This is a genomic window from Paraburkholderia sp. FW306-2-2C-D06C, from assembly GCF_058781505.1.
Map to the genome: position 1 here is coordinate 1 of NZ_JBYSWU010000063.1, position 15,178 is coordinate 15,178.

Annotated in this window: 14 protein-coding genes and 1 pseudogene; 4 read left to right on the forward strand and 11 right to left on the reverse strand. The window is 60.5% G+C overall.

What is annotated here, in order from left to right; genetic code table 11:
* From AC3WLT_RS32130 to AC3WLT_RS32145, 4 genes and pseudogenes are all read right to left on the reverse strand, one after another.
* Positions 1 to 209: pseudogene (locus AC3WLT_RS32130) on the reverse strand (hypothetical protein); the annotation flags it as partial.
* A 182-nt stretch (positions 210 to 391) separates the two neighbouring features.
* Positions 392 to 688, reverse strand: a complete 297-nt coding sequence (locus tag AC3WLT_RS32135; protein WP_492595654.1) for a hypothetical protein — start codon at positions 686 to 688, stop codon at positions 392 to 394.
* Between the two features lie 12 nt (positions 689 to 700).
* Positions 701 to 2,434, reverse strand: a complete 1,734-nt coding sequence (locus AC3WLT_RS32140; protein ID WP_492595655.1) for a methyl-accepting chemotaxis protein — start codon at positions 2,432 to 2,434, stop codon at positions 701 to 703.
* Positions 2,435 to 3,037: 603 nt separating this feature from the next.
* Positions 3,038 to 3,460 (reverse strand): ACT domain-containing protein, encoded by a 423-nt coding sequence (locus tag AC3WLT_RS32145; RefSeq protein WP_492595656.1) that lies wholly within the window; start codon positions 3,458 to 3,460, stop codon positions 3,038 to 3,040.
* Between the two features lie 374 nt (positions 3,461 to 3,834).
* On the opposite strand from AC3WLT_RS32145, the gene acs reads away from it, so the two are divergent.
* The 3 genes from acs to AC3WLT_RS32160 all read left to right on the forward strand — a co-directional run bounded on the left by acs (position 3,835) and on the right by AC3WLT_RS32160 (position 8,634).
* Positions 3,835 to 5,892 carry an acetate--CoA ligase gene (gene acs, locus AC3WLT_RS32150; protein ID WP_492595657.1) on the forward strand — a complete coding sequence of 686 codons (2,058 nt, stop codon included), beginning with the start codon at positions 3,835 to 3,837 and terminating at the stop codon, positions 5,890 to 5,892.
* A 405-nt stretch (positions 5,893 to 6,297) separates the two neighbouring features.
* Positions 6,298 to 8,352 (forward strand): carbon starvation CstA family protein, encoded by a 2,055-nt coding sequence (locus AC3WLT_RS32155; protein WP_492595658.1) that lies wholly within the window; start codon positions 6,298 to 6,300, stop codon positions 8,350 to 8,352.
* Positions 8,353 to 8,364: 12 nt separating this feature from the next.
* Positions 8,365 to 8,634, forward strand: coding sequence for a YbdD/YjiX family protein (locus AC3WLT_RS32160; RefSeq protein ID WP_492595659.1), 270 nt, complete (start codon positions 8,365 to 8,367; stop codon positions 8,632 to 8,634).
* Positions 8,635 to 8,709: 75 nt separating this feature from the next.
* Here the strand turns inward: AC3WLT_RS32160 and fabZ are convergent, their stop codons facing one another.
* On the reverse strand, positions 8,710 to 9,210 hold the full coding sequence (gene fabZ, locus AC3WLT_RS32165; RefSeq protein WP_492595660.1) for a 3-hydroxyacyl-ACP dehydratase FabZ: 501 nt from the start codon (positions 9,208 to 9,210) through the stop codon (positions 8,710 to 8,712).
* Positions 9,211 to 9,482: 272 nt separating this feature from the next.
* A complete protein-coding gene (gene rpoD / locus AC3WLT_RS32170; protein WP_492595698.1) occupies positions 9,483 to 11,489 on the reverse strand; it encodes an RNA polymerase sigma factor RpoD in 2,007 nt (668 codons plus the stop codon).
* Between the two features lie 345 nt (positions 11,490 to 11,834).
* Between rpoD and AC3WLT_RS32175 the strand changes: the two genes are divergently transcribed.
* A complete protein-coding gene (locus tag AC3WLT_RS32175; RefSeq protein WP_492595661.1) occupies positions 11,835 to 12,650 on the forward strand; it encodes a fused MFS/spermidine synthase in 816 nt (271 codons plus the stop codon).
* Positions 12,651 to 12,900: 250 nt separating this feature from the next.
* On the opposite strand, the gene AC3WLT_RS32180 is transcribed toward AC3WLT_RS32175, so the two are convergent.
* The 5 genes from AC3WLT_RS32180 to AC3WLT_RS32200 form a co-directional block, all read right to left on the reverse strand.
* Positions 12,901 to 13,098: a ribbon-helix-helix protein, CopG family gene (locus AC3WLT_RS32180; RefSeq protein WP_492577797.1), complete on the reverse strand. Its 198-nt coding sequence runs from the start codon at positions 13,096 to 13,098 to the stop codon at positions 12,901 to 12,903.
* 170 nt (positions 13,099 to 13,268) lie between these two features.
* On the reverse strand, positions 13,269 to 13,496 hold the full coding sequence (locus tag AC3WLT_RS32185) for a hypothetical protein (RefSeq protein WP_492595662.1): 228 nt from the start codon (positions 13,494 to 13,496) through the stop codon (positions 13,269 to 13,271).
* An 81-nt stretch (positions 13,497 to 13,577) separates the two neighbouring features.
* On the reverse strand, positions 13,578 to 14,345 hold the full coding sequence (locus AC3WLT_RS32190; RefSeq protein WP_492595663.1) for a fused MFS/spermidine synthase: 768 nt from the start codon (positions 14,343 to 14,345) through the stop codon (positions 13,578 to 13,580).
* The gene (locus AC3WLT_RS32195; protein ID WP_492595664.1) at positions 14,342 to 14,668 is read right to left on the reverse strand and encodes an HPr family phosphocarrier protein; all 327 of its coding nucleotides are present in this window, start codon (positions 14,666 to 14,668) and stop codon (positions 14,342 to 14,344) included. The genes AC3WLT_RS32190 and AC3WLT_RS32195 overlap by 4 nt, the downstream gene beginning before the upstream one ends.
* 54 nt (positions 14,669 to 14,722) lie before the next feature.
* Complete coding sequence (locus tag AC3WLT_RS32200) at positions 14,723 to 15,169, reverse strand: hypothetical protein (protein ID WP_492595699.1); 447 nt, start codon at positions 15,167 to 15,169, stop codon at positions 14,723 to 14,725.
* Positions 15,170 to 15,178 lie beyond the last annotated feature (9 nt).

Sequence of the window (15,178 nt, forward strand, 5' to 3'; positions counted from 1 at the left end):
CTGCTTCCCCCTCCGCCGCTTCCACCGTTTCCGCCTCCATTGCCACCCGCTGCTGCAAAGGCTGACACGGACGCAATTGCCATGAGGCTGGCGGCAATCCATTGCACTATTTTCATATTCGCTTTCTCCAAAGTCTGCCCGAATGCTTCGATTGTACGAACGATGCGTGCCGGCAACCCAGGACAGTTGTAATCAACTGTAAGTAGCATGGTCGCGTAGCCACAGACGCGGTTCCCAGCGATGCAGGCTGCGCGTGCGAGACTCCCGGAATAAAAAAGGCGTGGTGCGAACACCACGCCGAAAGGTCCCAGCGTCGGAGCGTTATGCCAGAACCCGTGATCAATTGCAGCCCCGGTGTTTAGCTGGACAACCAGCATGCAGGCGAGCGACGCTATCCTTGAGCCGTGCTCTTCCTGTCCAGCGCCTTCAGTAAGTTATTCGTCTGTTCCAGCAGCGTTGAGTGATATTCGGCAGGCAGGGATAGGTCGTCCGTGAGCGACATCGCGTCTTCAATCCCGAGCCGGAATGACGTCATGATCTCCTTGCATTGGGTCGGCGTCAGGCGTGGGAGTGTGGCATCAACGAATTTGCACATCACGACAAGCCGTGCGCCGAAGCGGGAAACGGCCTGGCCGTTCGACGAGACGAGGTTCGTGAGTGAACCCGGAAGCGCGTCTGTGTTGTTCAAGACCATCGCCCCTCAGAACGTTTGCCAGTCGGCGCCACTCGCGTCCGCCGAGGCGGTCATGCCCGCACTGGTCGTGACGTTGGCGGCCTGAGGAACTGTTTTCGGTTTGGCCGGTGCGGTGCGACGGGTGATTGGCGTCTTGCGAACGGACGGGCGCGGCTTGCTCTCCAGAATGGCCACACGCGACGCGGTGACTCCAGTCTCAGTGACCCTGAACACCGAGACGGCGTCCTTCAGGCTCATGGCCTGTTCTTCAAGTGACTGCGCTGCTGCCGCCGCCTGCTCGACGAGCGCCGCGTTCTGCTGGGTCACTTCGTCCATCTGGTTGACGGCCTGATTCACCTGCTCAATGCCGCGGCTCTGTTCCTCAGAAGCTGCCGCGATCTCACCGACGATATCGGAGACCTGCTTGATTGCCTGCTTCACCTGTCCCATGGTCGCACCCACTTCGGAAGCCTGCTGCGCGCCTCCCTGAATCATGGCCACAGACGAGCCAATCAGTTCCTTGATCTCCTTGGCCGCGGCGGCGGAGCGTTGCGCCAGACTGCGCACTTCACTGGCGACGACGGCGAAGCCGCGTCCCTGTTCACCCGCGCGAGCCGCTTCGACGGCGGCATTCAGCGCAAGAATGTTCGTCTGGAAGGCAATGCCTTCGATCACCCCGGTGATTTCCGAAATCCTGGACGAGCTGCCGCTGATCTGACCGATAGTCGCGACCATTGACTGGACCGCTTCATTGCCGGTGTCAGCCATGTCAGTGGCACTTGTTGCCAGCGTGTTCGCCTGACGGGCATTGTCGGCGTTCTGCTTCACTGTTTCCGTCAACTGCGTCATGCTGGCGGCCGTCTCTTCAAGGGACGCCGCCTGTTCTTCTGTGCGTGCCGACAGGTCGGTGTTGCCGCTGGCGATTTCCCGCGACGCCACCGTGACCGATTCAGTGGTTGCCTTGATTCCGCGCACCGTATCGCTGAGTTGCTGATCCATTTTCTTCAGCGCGTCGAGAAGCTGGCCGAACTCGCCCCGCGAATCCACCGTGATCTGATTTTCCAGCCTGCCGGCTGCGATATGGTTCGCTACGTCAACCGCCTTGTTAAGCGGACCCGAAATCGCCCGCACCAGGTAGGCCGACGCACCGGCGGCTACCAGCACGCCGAATGCGATCAAGGCTATCGCGATCCAGAGGATAGTCCTGAACGTCGACTCGCTGTCGTCGGCGAACTGCTTTGCTTGAGCCAGATTGAGGGCTGCGTCCTGATTCAGCGCATCGATCAAAGGGTCAGCGAATGCAGCCATCTTCTCGACCAGCGGCGCAGCCGCATCGTAGTTGCCAGCGCTCAACGCGGTTACCGCTTCGTCAGTTGCCGCCTTGAACTGAGGCAGGACATTTTTGATCTTTCCCGCAATCTCACGCGCCCTGTCACTTGAAATGCCGTCCGGATAGTAACGATTCCACGCCTTGTTGATACGGTCCTGGTCGGCACGGATTTGTTCGATTGAGGTCGCCGTTTTCACCTGATCGCGAAACACCTGAATGCGCCTTAGTTGAAGGCGAACATCCAGGCTGGCAGCCCGAATGTCGGATAGCGTGCCAATCGGAACAGTATTACCGGCATAAGCGTCATTCACATTGGAATTCAATCTGGAAAGACCGAATATTCCAAAAACCCCGATTGCAGTCGTGATTATTATGCATACAGCGAATGCGAGAATGATCTTGAATCTGATTGTTTGTACAAAGCGGTTCACATTGCTTCCTGGTAAAAAATGGCGCGGGAAGGATCTATGGCCACAATCCCATAATTGGTATACGGCATGGCCTCGCGCAACTGAAGGGAAGTTGTCGGCCGTCAGGCAAAAAGATCGCAAACGTAGTCTCTGATACAGAGTTGCCTCGCATAGCCAGGCTTTCCGTGAAAGATCAATGACGACAATTACAGTACCATTTTCGCCATCGAGGCTCTTGCAATAGGGATTTACTGATTTATTCGCAAGGAAATCCTTATAAACGAATCCATTTTTAATTCAATCGATAAAGACCGAATAACCTGACGATAGGACATGTGTGCAGAAAGCTTTGCCTCGATAGCAAGCAATTCCGGAGGCGCTCGCTCCGGGACGGAGTCATCGGACTGCTCGGCGCTTCGCGATGGAACAACGGTTCGCAAGCGCAAGATACGATGCGCACTGCGAGTCGCAGTCGGTGCAATCGGTCAGGCGCACGAACGCGTCCAAGGTCATTCACGGGTAACGCCAGTTGTGAGTCGCCAACGCATTGGCCCGGTGTCATTCAAGTTCCGAAGCAATTCCACAACACGGCGGCATGGGAAATTCACCACCCGCGAGCGTATTTCAGGCTTTCGTCAGGATATCTACAGTCTTCTTGACACCGTCCAGCGAGTCCACCGCCACGTAAGCGACAAACTGTGTGCCGATTACCGCGGCCGAGAACCCGCGCAGGTTGATTTCTCCTTCAGCAAGCTTTTGCGTCAACATCGCAGCGATGCCCGGCTGATCCGGACCCATGACCCGAACGGCGTGAAGGCTGCGGGTAACGTTGAACCCCACTTGTGCGGCCGCACGGATTTCCCTGTCGCTCTGCAGCGGCGTGACGAACACTACTGCGTTGCCGGGATCTTCCGGCGCGCGCCGGGCAATGATGAATTGCAGATCGGCCCCCGCGTTCCGCAGGGTGGCCAGTGCCTCGGCCAGGCTGCCGGGTCTGTCCTGGATGGTCGCCGCCCAAACGTCCACCTGCTCCACGAGAAGATCCATGGCTGGTTCTCCTTCCGGCCTGCTATTTAGGCCTATTGAAAATCTAGTTCATGACTTGCCCGCAAGCAAATCTCAGTGCGGTTGTGTGCCAGTGAAGTCGTGCCAGAGATCCTGTTTCTCTTCCAGCAGCGAAAGTTTCGGATCGGCATACGGCCCGAACCACCTGGACTCGCTTTGGGCGCTGCCCTTTTTCTCCTCAGGCGGGTGCGGCTCCTGTTCGCCCAGGGTCAACCCTTTTGTGCGCTTTCCTGGCAAGTCACCAGCCCTGCACTTAATATTTACCTACGCAGCCCAGTCATGCTTTGTGCGCACCCCTGGCGACAGAACAGCGCGCCAGGCGTCGTTGCTGCGGGTGCAAATCAATGGGGGCCGTCATGTCAGAAGACAAATCGTCACGCCATGCCGCGGAGCAGCAGACTGCGGACGTCTCCGAAGCGCAGATCGCGGTGCACTGGCCGGAGGAGGACTATTTCTCGCCGTCGAACCAGTTCATTGCGCAGGCGAATCTGGCGGACCCCGGCGTGTTCGCGCGCTTTTCCCTCGACAACTTCCCCGAGTACTTCAAGGAGTTCGCGGACCTCCTCGATTGGTACAAATACTGGGAGACGACGTTCGACGCCAGCCATCCTCCCTTCTGGCGCTGGTTCGTCGGCGGCAGGATCAACGCGTGTTACAACTGCGTGGATCGCCACCTCCCCAGCTACAAAAACAAGACGGCGATCCATTTCGTGCCCGAGCCAGAGAGCGAGGCGGTACAGCATCTCACCTACCAGGAGCTTTTCACGCGCGTCAACGAGTTCGCGGCCCTGTTGCGCGATTTCGGCGGCCTGAAGGCAGGCGACCGGGTGACCCTGCACATGCCGATGGTGGCGGAGCTACCCATCACGATGCTCGCATGCGCGCGGCTCGGCGTGATTCACTCGCAGGTCTTCAGCGGGTTCAGTGGAAAGGCTTGCGGCGATCGCGTCTCGGATTCCGCGAGCCGCCTGTTGATCACGATGGACGCCTATTACCGCGCCGGCCAACTTCTTGATCACAAGGAAAAGGCAGACGCTGCGGTCATGGCGGCCGCAAGCACCGGTCATCAGGTCGACAAGGTACTGATCTGGCAACGCTACCCGGGCAAGTACTCGAGTCCCACGAAGCTCGTGGAAGGACGCGACGTCATCATCAACGACATCCTCGGGAAGTTCCGCGGCAAACGTGTCGAGCCCGTTCAAATGGCCGCCGAAGCGCCGCTTTTCCTCATGTACACGAGTGGCACCACAGGGCGGCCCAAAGGCTGCCAGCACTCCACCGGCGGCTACCTTGCCTACGTCACATGGACGTCGAAGTACATCCAGGACATCCATCCTGAAGACGTATATTGGTGCATGGCCGACATCGGCTGGATCACCGGCCATTCCTACATCGTGTACGGTCCGCTCGCGCTTGCCGCTTCCTCGGTCGTGTACGAAGGTGTGCCGACGTATCCAGACGCAGGACGGCCGTGGCGTATCGCTGAAAATCTCGACGTCAATATCTTTCACACGTCGCCCACGGCGATCCGGGCGCTACGACGCTACGGACCCGACGAACCCGCGAAATACAACTTCCATTTCAAGCACATGACCACCGTAGGCGAGCCGATCGAGCCCGAAGTCTGGAAGTGGTACCACCAGGTGGTCGGCAAGGGCGAGGCGGTCATCGTGGACACCTGGTGGCAGACCGAAAACGGCGGATTTCTTTGCAGCACGGTGCCCGCGCTCCACAAGATGAAGCCCGGCAGCACGGGACCTGCGATTCCCGGCATTCATCCGGTGATCTACGACGACGAAGGAAAGGAGCTGCCAGGCGGTTCGGGCCGGGCCGGCAACATCTGCATCCGCAACCCGTGGCCCGGATCCTTCCAGACCATCTGGAAGGATCCGGATCGCTACGTCAGCCAGTACTATTCGCGCTATTGCCGCGACCGCGCGAGTAAGGACTGGCGCGACTGGCCGTATATGGCCGGTGACGGCGCGGTGCAGGCAGCGGACGGTTACTATCGGATCCTTGGCCGCATTGACGACGTGATCAACGTCGCCGGCCATCGCCTCGGCACCAAGGAAATCGAGTCGGCTGCTCTCCTCGTGTCCGAGATCGCCGAGGCTGCAGTGGTGCCGGTCGCCGACCCGATCAAGGGCAAGGTTCCTGATCTCTACGTCTCGTTGAAGCCGGGACTGGCGCCTTCCGTGAAGATCGCGAACAAGGTCACGGCATCGGTGGTTTCCCGGATCGGCTCCATAGCAAGGCCGCATCGTGTCGTCATCGTTCCCGATATGCCCAAGACCCGCTCGGGAAAGATCATGCGTCGAGTGCTCGCGGCGATTTCCAATTGTCAGGATCCCGGCGACGTGTCCACTCTCGCCAATCCGGAAATTGTCGAACAGATCAAGGAGCTCGCCAGGTAGCGCGACGGCGCGCGTCGAACGATTGCCCAAATCTATCAATCTGTCGCCGACAGCCTTGGGCGGGGAGCCGTTCATCCCGGCACCGGAAGTGCCGCCAGCAGGCCGGGGTAATGGGTTCGATCAACGCAAGGCTGGCGCCCCGGATTCGGGCAATCCCTGAGATCGGCCACATGCGTGCGGCGCGTATCAGGAAAATGCGGAAAATGCGGAGAATGCGGCCCATTTGTCTGAGCGAAGCGTGCTGGACCGTACCTTGCAGCGGCCCTGGGGCGGGTGTAGCCTCTTTCATGTCGGCCCCAGTGTCGGCTCGATCGCCGGCCGTGATCCAGATGCCGCGCAACAGCCGGTCTCCACGTGGCGTGGCATAACGGGTGCCGACGCGCAACGCGTCTGCACGGAGGTGCCATGAACAAGCTCGCGTCCATTCTTCTGTGGGGTGCGCTTACCGCAGTCGGCGCTTTCTCATTCGCGACACTCGCGCTCGGGCGCGGTGAGAACGTGAACGCGGTGTGGCTCGTGACCGCAGCCCTGATCGTCTATTTCATCGCTTACCGTTTCTACAGCAAATTCATCGCCGGGCGCGTATTGCGACTCGACGATGCCCGGCAAACGCCCGCCGAACGCCACAACGACGGCATGGATTACGTGCCGACCAACCGGTGGGTGCTGTTTGGCCATCACTTCGCGGCGATCGCCGGCGCAGGTCCGCTGGTCGGCCCCGTGCTCGCGGCGCAGATGGGCTACCTGCCCGGCACGCTGTGGATACTCGCGGGTGTCGTGGTCGCTGGTGCCGTGCAGGACTTCATTGTGCTGTTCGCGTCGGTGCGCCGCGACGGCAAGTCGCTCGGCGAGATGATCAAGGTCGAGCTGGGCCCGGTGCCCGGGTCGCTCGCGCTGGTCGGCGTGCTTGCGATCATGATCATCATTCTGGCCGTCCTGAGCCTCGTGGTCGTCAAGGCACTGACGGCAAGCCCGTGGGGTCTCTTCACGATCGCGGCAACGATTCCGATCGCGCTGCTGATGGGCGTCTACATGCGGATCGTTCGTCCGGGGCGCGTGGGCGAGGCGTCTGCGCTCGGCGTCGTGCTGCTGCTCGCTGCACTCATGATCGGCAAGACGGTCGCAAGCGATCCGGTGTGGGGGCCGGCGTTCACGTTGAGCGGCACGCAACTCGCATGGGCTCTCATTCTGTACGGCGCCGTTGCGTCCAGTCTGCCGGTTTGGCTGATGCTCGCGCCACGCGATTATCTGAGCACCTTCCTGAAAATCGGCACGGTCGTGGCGCTGGCAATCGGCATCTATGTCGTCGCGCCGACGCTCTCGATGCCGCAGACCACGCGCTTCATCGACGGCACCGGACCGGTCTTCTCGGGCAAGCTCTTCCCGTTCCTGTTCATCACGATTGCATGCGGCTCCGTGTCGGGCTTCCATGCGCTGATTTCCTCGGGCACCACGCCGAAGATGATCGAGCGCGAGTCGCATATGCGTCTGATCGGCTTCGGTGGCATGCTCGCCGAATCGTTCGTTGCGGTCATGGCGATGACGGCCGCCTGCGTGCTGCAGCCGGGCATCTATTTCGCGATGAACGCACCGGCCGCGGTCATCGGCACCACCGCGGCGCATGCGGCGCAAGTCATTTCCAGCTGGGGATTCACCGTGACGCCGGAGATGATCAGCCAGGCGTCCGCCAATATCGGCGAAACCACCATCCTGTCGCGCGCCGGCGGCGCTCCGACGCTCGCGGTAGGCATGGCGCAGATCCTCGCCCAGGCGGTCGGCGGCACGGCCATGCAGGCCTTCTGGTATCACTTCGCGATCCTGTTCGAGGCGCTCTTTATTCTCACCGCGGTCGATGCCGGCACGCGCGTCGGCCGCTTCATGATCCAGGACATGCTGGGCCACGTGTACCGGCCGCTCGGCAACACCCAGTTGTTGCCCGCAAACCTGCTGGGCACCGGGCTGTGTGTCGCAGCGTGGGGCTACTTCCTCTATCAGGGCGTGGTCGACCCGCTAGGCGGCATCAACACGCTCTGGCAGCTCTTCGGCGTCGGCAACCAGATGCTCGCCGGCATCGCGCTGCTGCTGTGCACCAGTGTGCTGATGAAGATGAAGCGCGAGCGCTATGTCTGGGTGACACTGGTGCCGACAGCCTGGCTTCTGGTTACCACACTGACGGCCGGCGTCCAGAAAATCTTCAGCAGCGATCCGCACATCGGCTTCCTTGCGCTGGCGAACAGGTTCAGCGATGCGGCCGCGCACGGGACCGTGCTGGCACCGGCCAGGTCGATTGCGGAAATGCAGCGGGTGGCCTTCAACAACTATCTGGATGCGGTCGTCTGCGGTCTCTTTGTCGTGCTGGTGCTCGCGATGTGCGTCTTCGCCGTGAGGATGAGCTGGCAGGCGCTGCGCCAGACGCAGCCCACCACCCACGAGACGCCGCCAGTTGCCGCGCGTGCTTAAGGAGGGTTCGCCATGAAAACGTTTCTCAGCAACAAACCTGTGCCGTCCCCGCTTCAGGCAACCGGGATCCAGACACATGCGGATGGGCGATCCACGCGCCTGTCAGACATGGCGAAAACGCTGCACCGTGCCTATCTGCAGGTGTTCGGAATCCCGGACTATGAACGCTACATGTCGCACATGTCGTCGCATCATCCGGGTGATCCGCTGCTGTCGCGACGCGAGTTCTGCGCCCAGGCGATCGATCGCAAATATGCCCGCAACGGGCCGAGGTGCTGCTAGCGTTCCGTGCCAGCCAAGCCTTTCGCAGAACCTGTGTCGCGATCCTGACGTCCTCGTGCTTCCGGGTCCGTTGCGTTATCTGGATGCCGTTTCAGCAGTGCGGGTATCTTTCTGGCCGTCCCCATCTGTAGACCGGACCGTGCAAATCAGACCGGCCTCCGCCGCCACCACACCATCCACCTCCGCACGCGCCTTGAACTTCCAGATGCCGCGCATATGCCGCTCGAACCTGGCGTTCAGGATCAATTGGTCACCTGGTTCGACCACCCGCTTGAAGCGGGCATTGTCGATGCCGACGAACAGGTACAGCGTATTGGCCGGATCGTGCGGCTCTTCCGAGAACGTCAGCAACGCCGCGGTCTGGGCAAGCGCTTCCAGAATCAGCACGCCCGGCATCACCGGACGCGTCGGAAAGTGGCCCATGAAGTACGGCTCGTTGATCGACACGTTCTTCAGCGCCTTGATACTCTTGTGCGGCTCGAGTTCGAGCACCCGATCGACCAGCAGGATCGGATAGCGATGCGGCAGCAGTGTGAGAATCCTGTGAATGTCGAGATTTATTTTTTCAGTGCTCATGGTGTTTCTTCTCACGCATTTATCGTGCGATCACGACTTCGGACGCTGGGACAGGAATGGGTGATCCATGCCGCCGCCGATTTCGCGTCGATCTCCGTCAGCCGGCGGTGGTCGACGACGTCATCCGTGACGCCAGGCGCTACTACTGGGCGGCGGCCGCTTCAGGCACATTCAGGCACTCCCGCTGGTTGTCCGGATTACATATCAGCGCGACGCCCCAGTTCTCATCCGGTGTACAGGGTCCCCGTAGGGTAGTGTGTCGTCTCTGTTTTCTACTCGTCCTGCAGAAACGATTTCAAACGCTGAGACCGGGCCGGGTGCCGAAGCTTGCGCAGTGCCTTGGCTTCAATCTGGCGGATCCGCTCACGCGTCACCTCGAACTGTTGTCCGAGCTCCTCCAGTGTGTGGTCCGTGCCGCTCTCGATGCCAAAACGCAGGCGCAGAATCTTCGCTTCACGCGGCGTCAGCGTCGTGAGCGCCTCGCTCACCGCATCGCGCATGCTCGCGTGGAGCGCGGCATCGTCAGGCAAAATGGCTGCCGGGTCTTCAATCAGGTCGCCAACGGACGTGTCGTCGTTTTCCCCAACGGACGCGTCCAGGGAAACCGGCTCCCTGACGATTTTCAACATTGCCCGAACCTTTTTTTCCTGCATCTCCATCCGCTCCGCCAGCACGGCAGCGTCGGGTTCCCGTCCTGTCTCCTGCAGGATCTGGCGCGAGACCCGCTTCAGTTTGTTCAGTGACTCGATCATGTGGACCGGGACCCGGATGGTGCGTGCCTGATCGGCAACCGACCGGCTGACGGCCTGCCGGATCCACCAGGTCGCATAGGTGGAGAACTTGTATCCGCGCCGGTATTCAAACTTGTCAACGGCCCGCATCAGGCCGATATTGCCTTCCTGTATCAGATCGAGAAACAGCAGGCCGCGGTTCGTATACCGCTTCGCGATCGAGATCACCAGCCGCAGATTCGCCTCGATCATTTCGCCTTTCGCGCGTAGCGTTTTCGCTTCGCTTGCGGTCATTGTGCGACAGACGTCCCTGAAATCGCCAAGCGGCAGCACGACCCGCTCCTGCACAGCAAGCAGTTTTTCCTGCTCCAGCCGGATCGCCGGGAGATTTCGTTCCAGCATACAACTGAACGTTTGCCCTGCTGCGACAAGTTGCTGCGGCCACATCGGGTTGGTCTCGTGGCCCCGGAAATGTGCGACGAACGTGTCGCGAGGCACCCCACACCGGTCAACCACGATCCGCGCGATTTCGCGCTCGATGGTTCGGACCTCGTCGGCGGATAGACGCAACGCGCCGCACAAACGTTCGATGGTGCGCGCTGTGAAGCGGATCGTCATCAGTTCGGCCTCGATCGCGGCCTGTGCGGCACGATAACCCACGGAACCGTAACCTTCCGTTTCGTATGCATCGCGCAATTGCTCGAACCAGTCAGCCACCGTCGAAAATTTCGCCAGTGCGTCGCGCTTCAGGGTCTCGATGTACAGATTGTCCGCGGCGGCTTCATCATCATCTTCGTCACCCTGATCCTCGCCGAAGACCGCATCGCCGTCGCTGCTTTCCTCCGCGACCACATCAATGTCATCCGTCTCCACCGCAACTGGATCAATCATGCCATCGACGAACTCTTCGATGGGAGTGGCGCCACTGGCAACAGCGTCAGCGATTGTCAGTATGTCCGCAATCGTTGTCGGGCACGAAGAGATGGCCCGGATCATGTCGTTGCGGCCCTCTTCAATGCGCTTCGCAAGTGCGATCTCGCCGTGACGGGTGAGGAGTTCAGTGGCGCCCATCTCGCGCATGTACATGCGCACGGGATCGGTAGTGCGGCCGAATTCCGCATCCACGCTTGAGATTGCCGCCGCGGCCTCTTCCTCGACCTGCTCGTCGGACGAAACTGCGATCGCATGATCGTGCATCAGCACGGACTCGGCGTCCGGAGCCTGCTCGAATACGGCGATGCCCATGTCGCTGAAGGCTCCGATCACGTTCTCGATCGCGTCCGGTTGAGCGAGCCGCTCGGGCAGGCAGTCGCTAATTTCCCCACGAATGACGAACCCGCGCTCATGTCCCAGCTTGATCAGCGTGCGCAGGCCCGAGCGGCCATCGTCGTTTTCTCCGGCGGACTCATCCGGTCGTGCGGCGATCGCGCCGAGCGCACGTGCGTGTGCGCTCGTCCGGCGTGAACCGGTCCCCGGTAAAACTGTTCCGACTGCGTCGGCCGTACGTGCGCGACCCGTAACGGCAATGTCGGCGTGTTCATTATTCACATTGACGTTGTCCGGCACCACGGACAGTGTCTGCTTCTTCACGGCCTTCTTCGTCACGCGGTCGCTCCTTTGAATATGACGTCAGGACTTCGCATGCTGTTGACGTGATAATATCATTATCATTTGCTACTACTTGCCTGATGTGTATGTCCCGGATGGCTGGTCGTCCTGCCGCAGGTCGATGGTCCCGGTGACCGGACGTTCCTGTCCGACCGGAAGCCGGGGACATACCAAGGCCGCCGGTCAGGCGCGAAGGCGCCGCGATGAAGATCATTGCAACGCGGCCGACGGGCCGAAGAACCGAAGAACCGAAGAACCGCACACAAACATCGTCCAGACTGCCGCATGGATCACTCTCACGCGTCCTTCGACGCTTACATGAAATTTCTTGCCGGACCATCCGCAGACGGTGCGCCCCTGGTGCTGGAAACCGAGCATGCGCTGTCGCTGCACTTCGATCTGCTGGCCACGCAGAGCTTCATGTCGCGGCGCGACCCCGACAGGCTGGTGCTCGGCTATACCCGGACGATGATGGGATTCCTTCTGCTGCAGCCGGCGCCCGCCAGGATTTCCATGATCGGCCTGGGCGGCGGGTCGCTGGCCAAGTACTGTTACCGGCATCTTCCGGAAACAAGGATAGTGGCCATCGAAATTGATCCCGAGGTAATCGCGTTGCGCAACACTTTTCACATTCCGCCCGATGACGAGCGACTCGAAGTGATCTGCGCGGACGGGGTCGAATACGTCAAGGACAACGATGCACACCCGGACGTGATTCTGGTCGATGGTTTTCTGGCGCACGGCATGCCTGTGCAACTAGGCAACGCCGTCTTCTACTCGGCTTGCCATGCGCGGCTTGCAGACAATGGCGTGCTGGTCGCCAACTTCATTGAAGACGATCCCCATATTCCTTACTACCTGGAAGAGGTCCGTTCGGCGTTCGGTGAGTCGCTTTCCATTTTCATGGCCGAGGACAGTTGCAACTACACGCTGTTTGCCTGGAAGGGCTCGCCAAGGCTTCCCTCCCGGGACACGTTGCTCGCGCGTGCACGCGCCCTGGCTACGGTACATCCCCTGAACTTGCTCGCGACGGCGCGTCGCCTGAAGAAAGGCACGGGGCTCGCTTTGGACTGGACATCCAGGCAGAAACTGACCGGCTGACGTACGCCTGATTTGTGCGGCCTGACTGCAAGCGCCGCGTCGCGCAGAGCAGATCTGCTTTCAGCGCCAGGCGGCGCATTTCACAACCCGCATTGCCGTTTCAACCTCGGCGACGATACATCGTCGCGCGCACCCGAAGATTGGTGATCTACCGGCACGCTGCAAGGGAGCTAGCGTGAAAGATTACCTGGGTGCAAGCCGGCGGCGACCTCCCCGGAGGAGCACTTCGTTGACCTGAAGCAGGTCTGGTTCACGCAGTTTTCCGACGTGCCCGGGCACCAATGGCGCTCTTTGTCCTGTAGGTGACGCCATGCTGCTCAAGGTATTCGCGAATCAGTTGCCGCACTACCTGTGAGGGTGTCAAATCCTGTGCTGCGCACAGCTTTTCGAACGCCTCCTTCTTCACAGGATCAATCAGAATTGTGAGTCGAGCGCTTTTCGTTTCCATGACGTGGGCAAAAATCGGAGTATGTTAATTGAATTATAATACATCGCGTAGCCCAAGTCATCCTCGTGACGCCACGGGCGCACCACGCGCCGTCGATTCCTGAATCGCTCACCCCTATGCGGCCGATGAGCGGTTGAGAAGCACTTCGAGGGGCAGGCGACGCCTCGAGGTTAACCTGCCGCCCTCGCACGCAGGTAGTTCTGGCCGGCCTGGGTAATCGAAACGGCGCCCCGCCCGTTCGCTGGGACCGATACAAACCCTGCGTTACGCAGTTCCTGCGCGACCGACCAGTTCAGGGCGGGCGCGTCGCGGCCGTACCACTGCCGGGCCAGACCTTCAAGCGCCCAGATGGCCGCATGGGTCAAGGTACCGCTTTCGGTGTCGCCTCGTACTGTCATCGTCCTTCCTTGAGAATGCGCCTGTTTGAAAAGGCACGGAACGTGCGCGTGGCGCCGTCTGCACAAGGCGGACAAATTCGCTTAACACGCCTGCTCATATCGATTCCAGTTAAATTTCTTGCCGTACTCGATACGCGTGGCCGTCGCATGAAGATTCACTGCGTGTCCGGGCGCGAGCACGCGCGCCCGGTCGAGCATCGCCGCAAAGGATGGAGCCTCTGCGACTCCTTTCCACGCAAAGACGGTGACGTTGTGCTCACTACCTTCCGATGGCGCCAGAGTCACCGCGGTCGCGAAGACTTCCCTGAGCGAGCGCAGGTAGCGATGAAAGTCCGGTTCGTCCGTCACCAGATTGGCCACCAGTACACCGTCATCGCTCAACCGGCGACGACAGGCTTCATAGAACGTCCTGCTGCCCAGCTCGGCGGGCAGGCCATCGGCATTGAAGCCGTCTACCAGCAATACGTCGGGCCGGTGATCCTGAGTAGTGACAAACTGCGCGCCATCCGCGCAAACCACGCGGAACCGCTCGTTGTCGCGCGGCACGTGAAACCGGTCACGCAGCGCGATCACCTCCGGATTGATTTCGACCGCGGTAATAGCGGTATTCGGCAAATGACGGTAGCAGTATTTCGCCAGCGACCCGCCACCCAGGCCGATCATCGAAATGCGGCGCGGGGACGGCCGGAACAGCAGAAAACCCATCATGGTCCGCGTGTAACCCAGTGCAAGGGCGTAGGGATCGTGCCGCAACATCGTGCTCTGGACCCCGCGTGCATCAAAGTACAGTGAAACCACCTGGTCATTCTGTATGACCAGCGGCTTGCTTGCCTTCCTCTTTCTTTTCATGTGCCTGGTCGAAAACGAGCCGATGCTTGGCCAATCGTGTCTTTGACATCGGGCGGCCGACAGGATTCCTGCGCACGCAGGATGGCCGAAAGCGCCTCAAGCGCCACGATTTCGTCAGGACCGGCCGCCAGAATGCGCACGGGCGTGCCTGGTCTCGCCCGAAGCGACATGACAGACATGACATCCTTGGCGTTGACGGACCGGCCGTTCGCCATGCAGATGATATCGCTGGCAAACCGGGCGGCACCGACCGCAAGCCTTGCAGACTCGTGCCCGTTCAAGCCCCACCGCCCGCCAACCTGAATCAATACCTCGACCAACACGCTCCCCTTTGGGCGTAATTCGTAACTCGGGACTACGCCCCCGTCCGGTTGCGCTCAGTGCATCGAACTTGCGATGGCCTTCGCAAAGAAAGCGCGCAGCAGTGGATCCCACGTTTCATCCCGCAACGCAATTTCGATCGTACCGAGCCGCCTCATTTCCCGATCCAGATACACCGCGCGAAGCGATTTTGGACGCGGTGGGCCAACAAAGAACTGACCGTCATCGTCCAGAAACAGACACGGCCTTTGCCTGTATCGCGCGCCAGATAACGAGACCGCGTCCTGAACGTGGCGCGCCGATTCCTTCTGGTAGACGAAGATGACGTTGACCCCGCTTTCTTCCAGGCGGTCGCAGATGTCGGAAAACCGGTACAGCATCTGGAATCCGCGTTCGCCCGCCTTGCCCACACCGACGACGATCAGCCCGTGACGGCCCATCACGTCCCGCAAAAACAGATGTGTGTAGTCATGGGACAGCAGCGGAACACTCGCGTCAATCACCTCGACCTC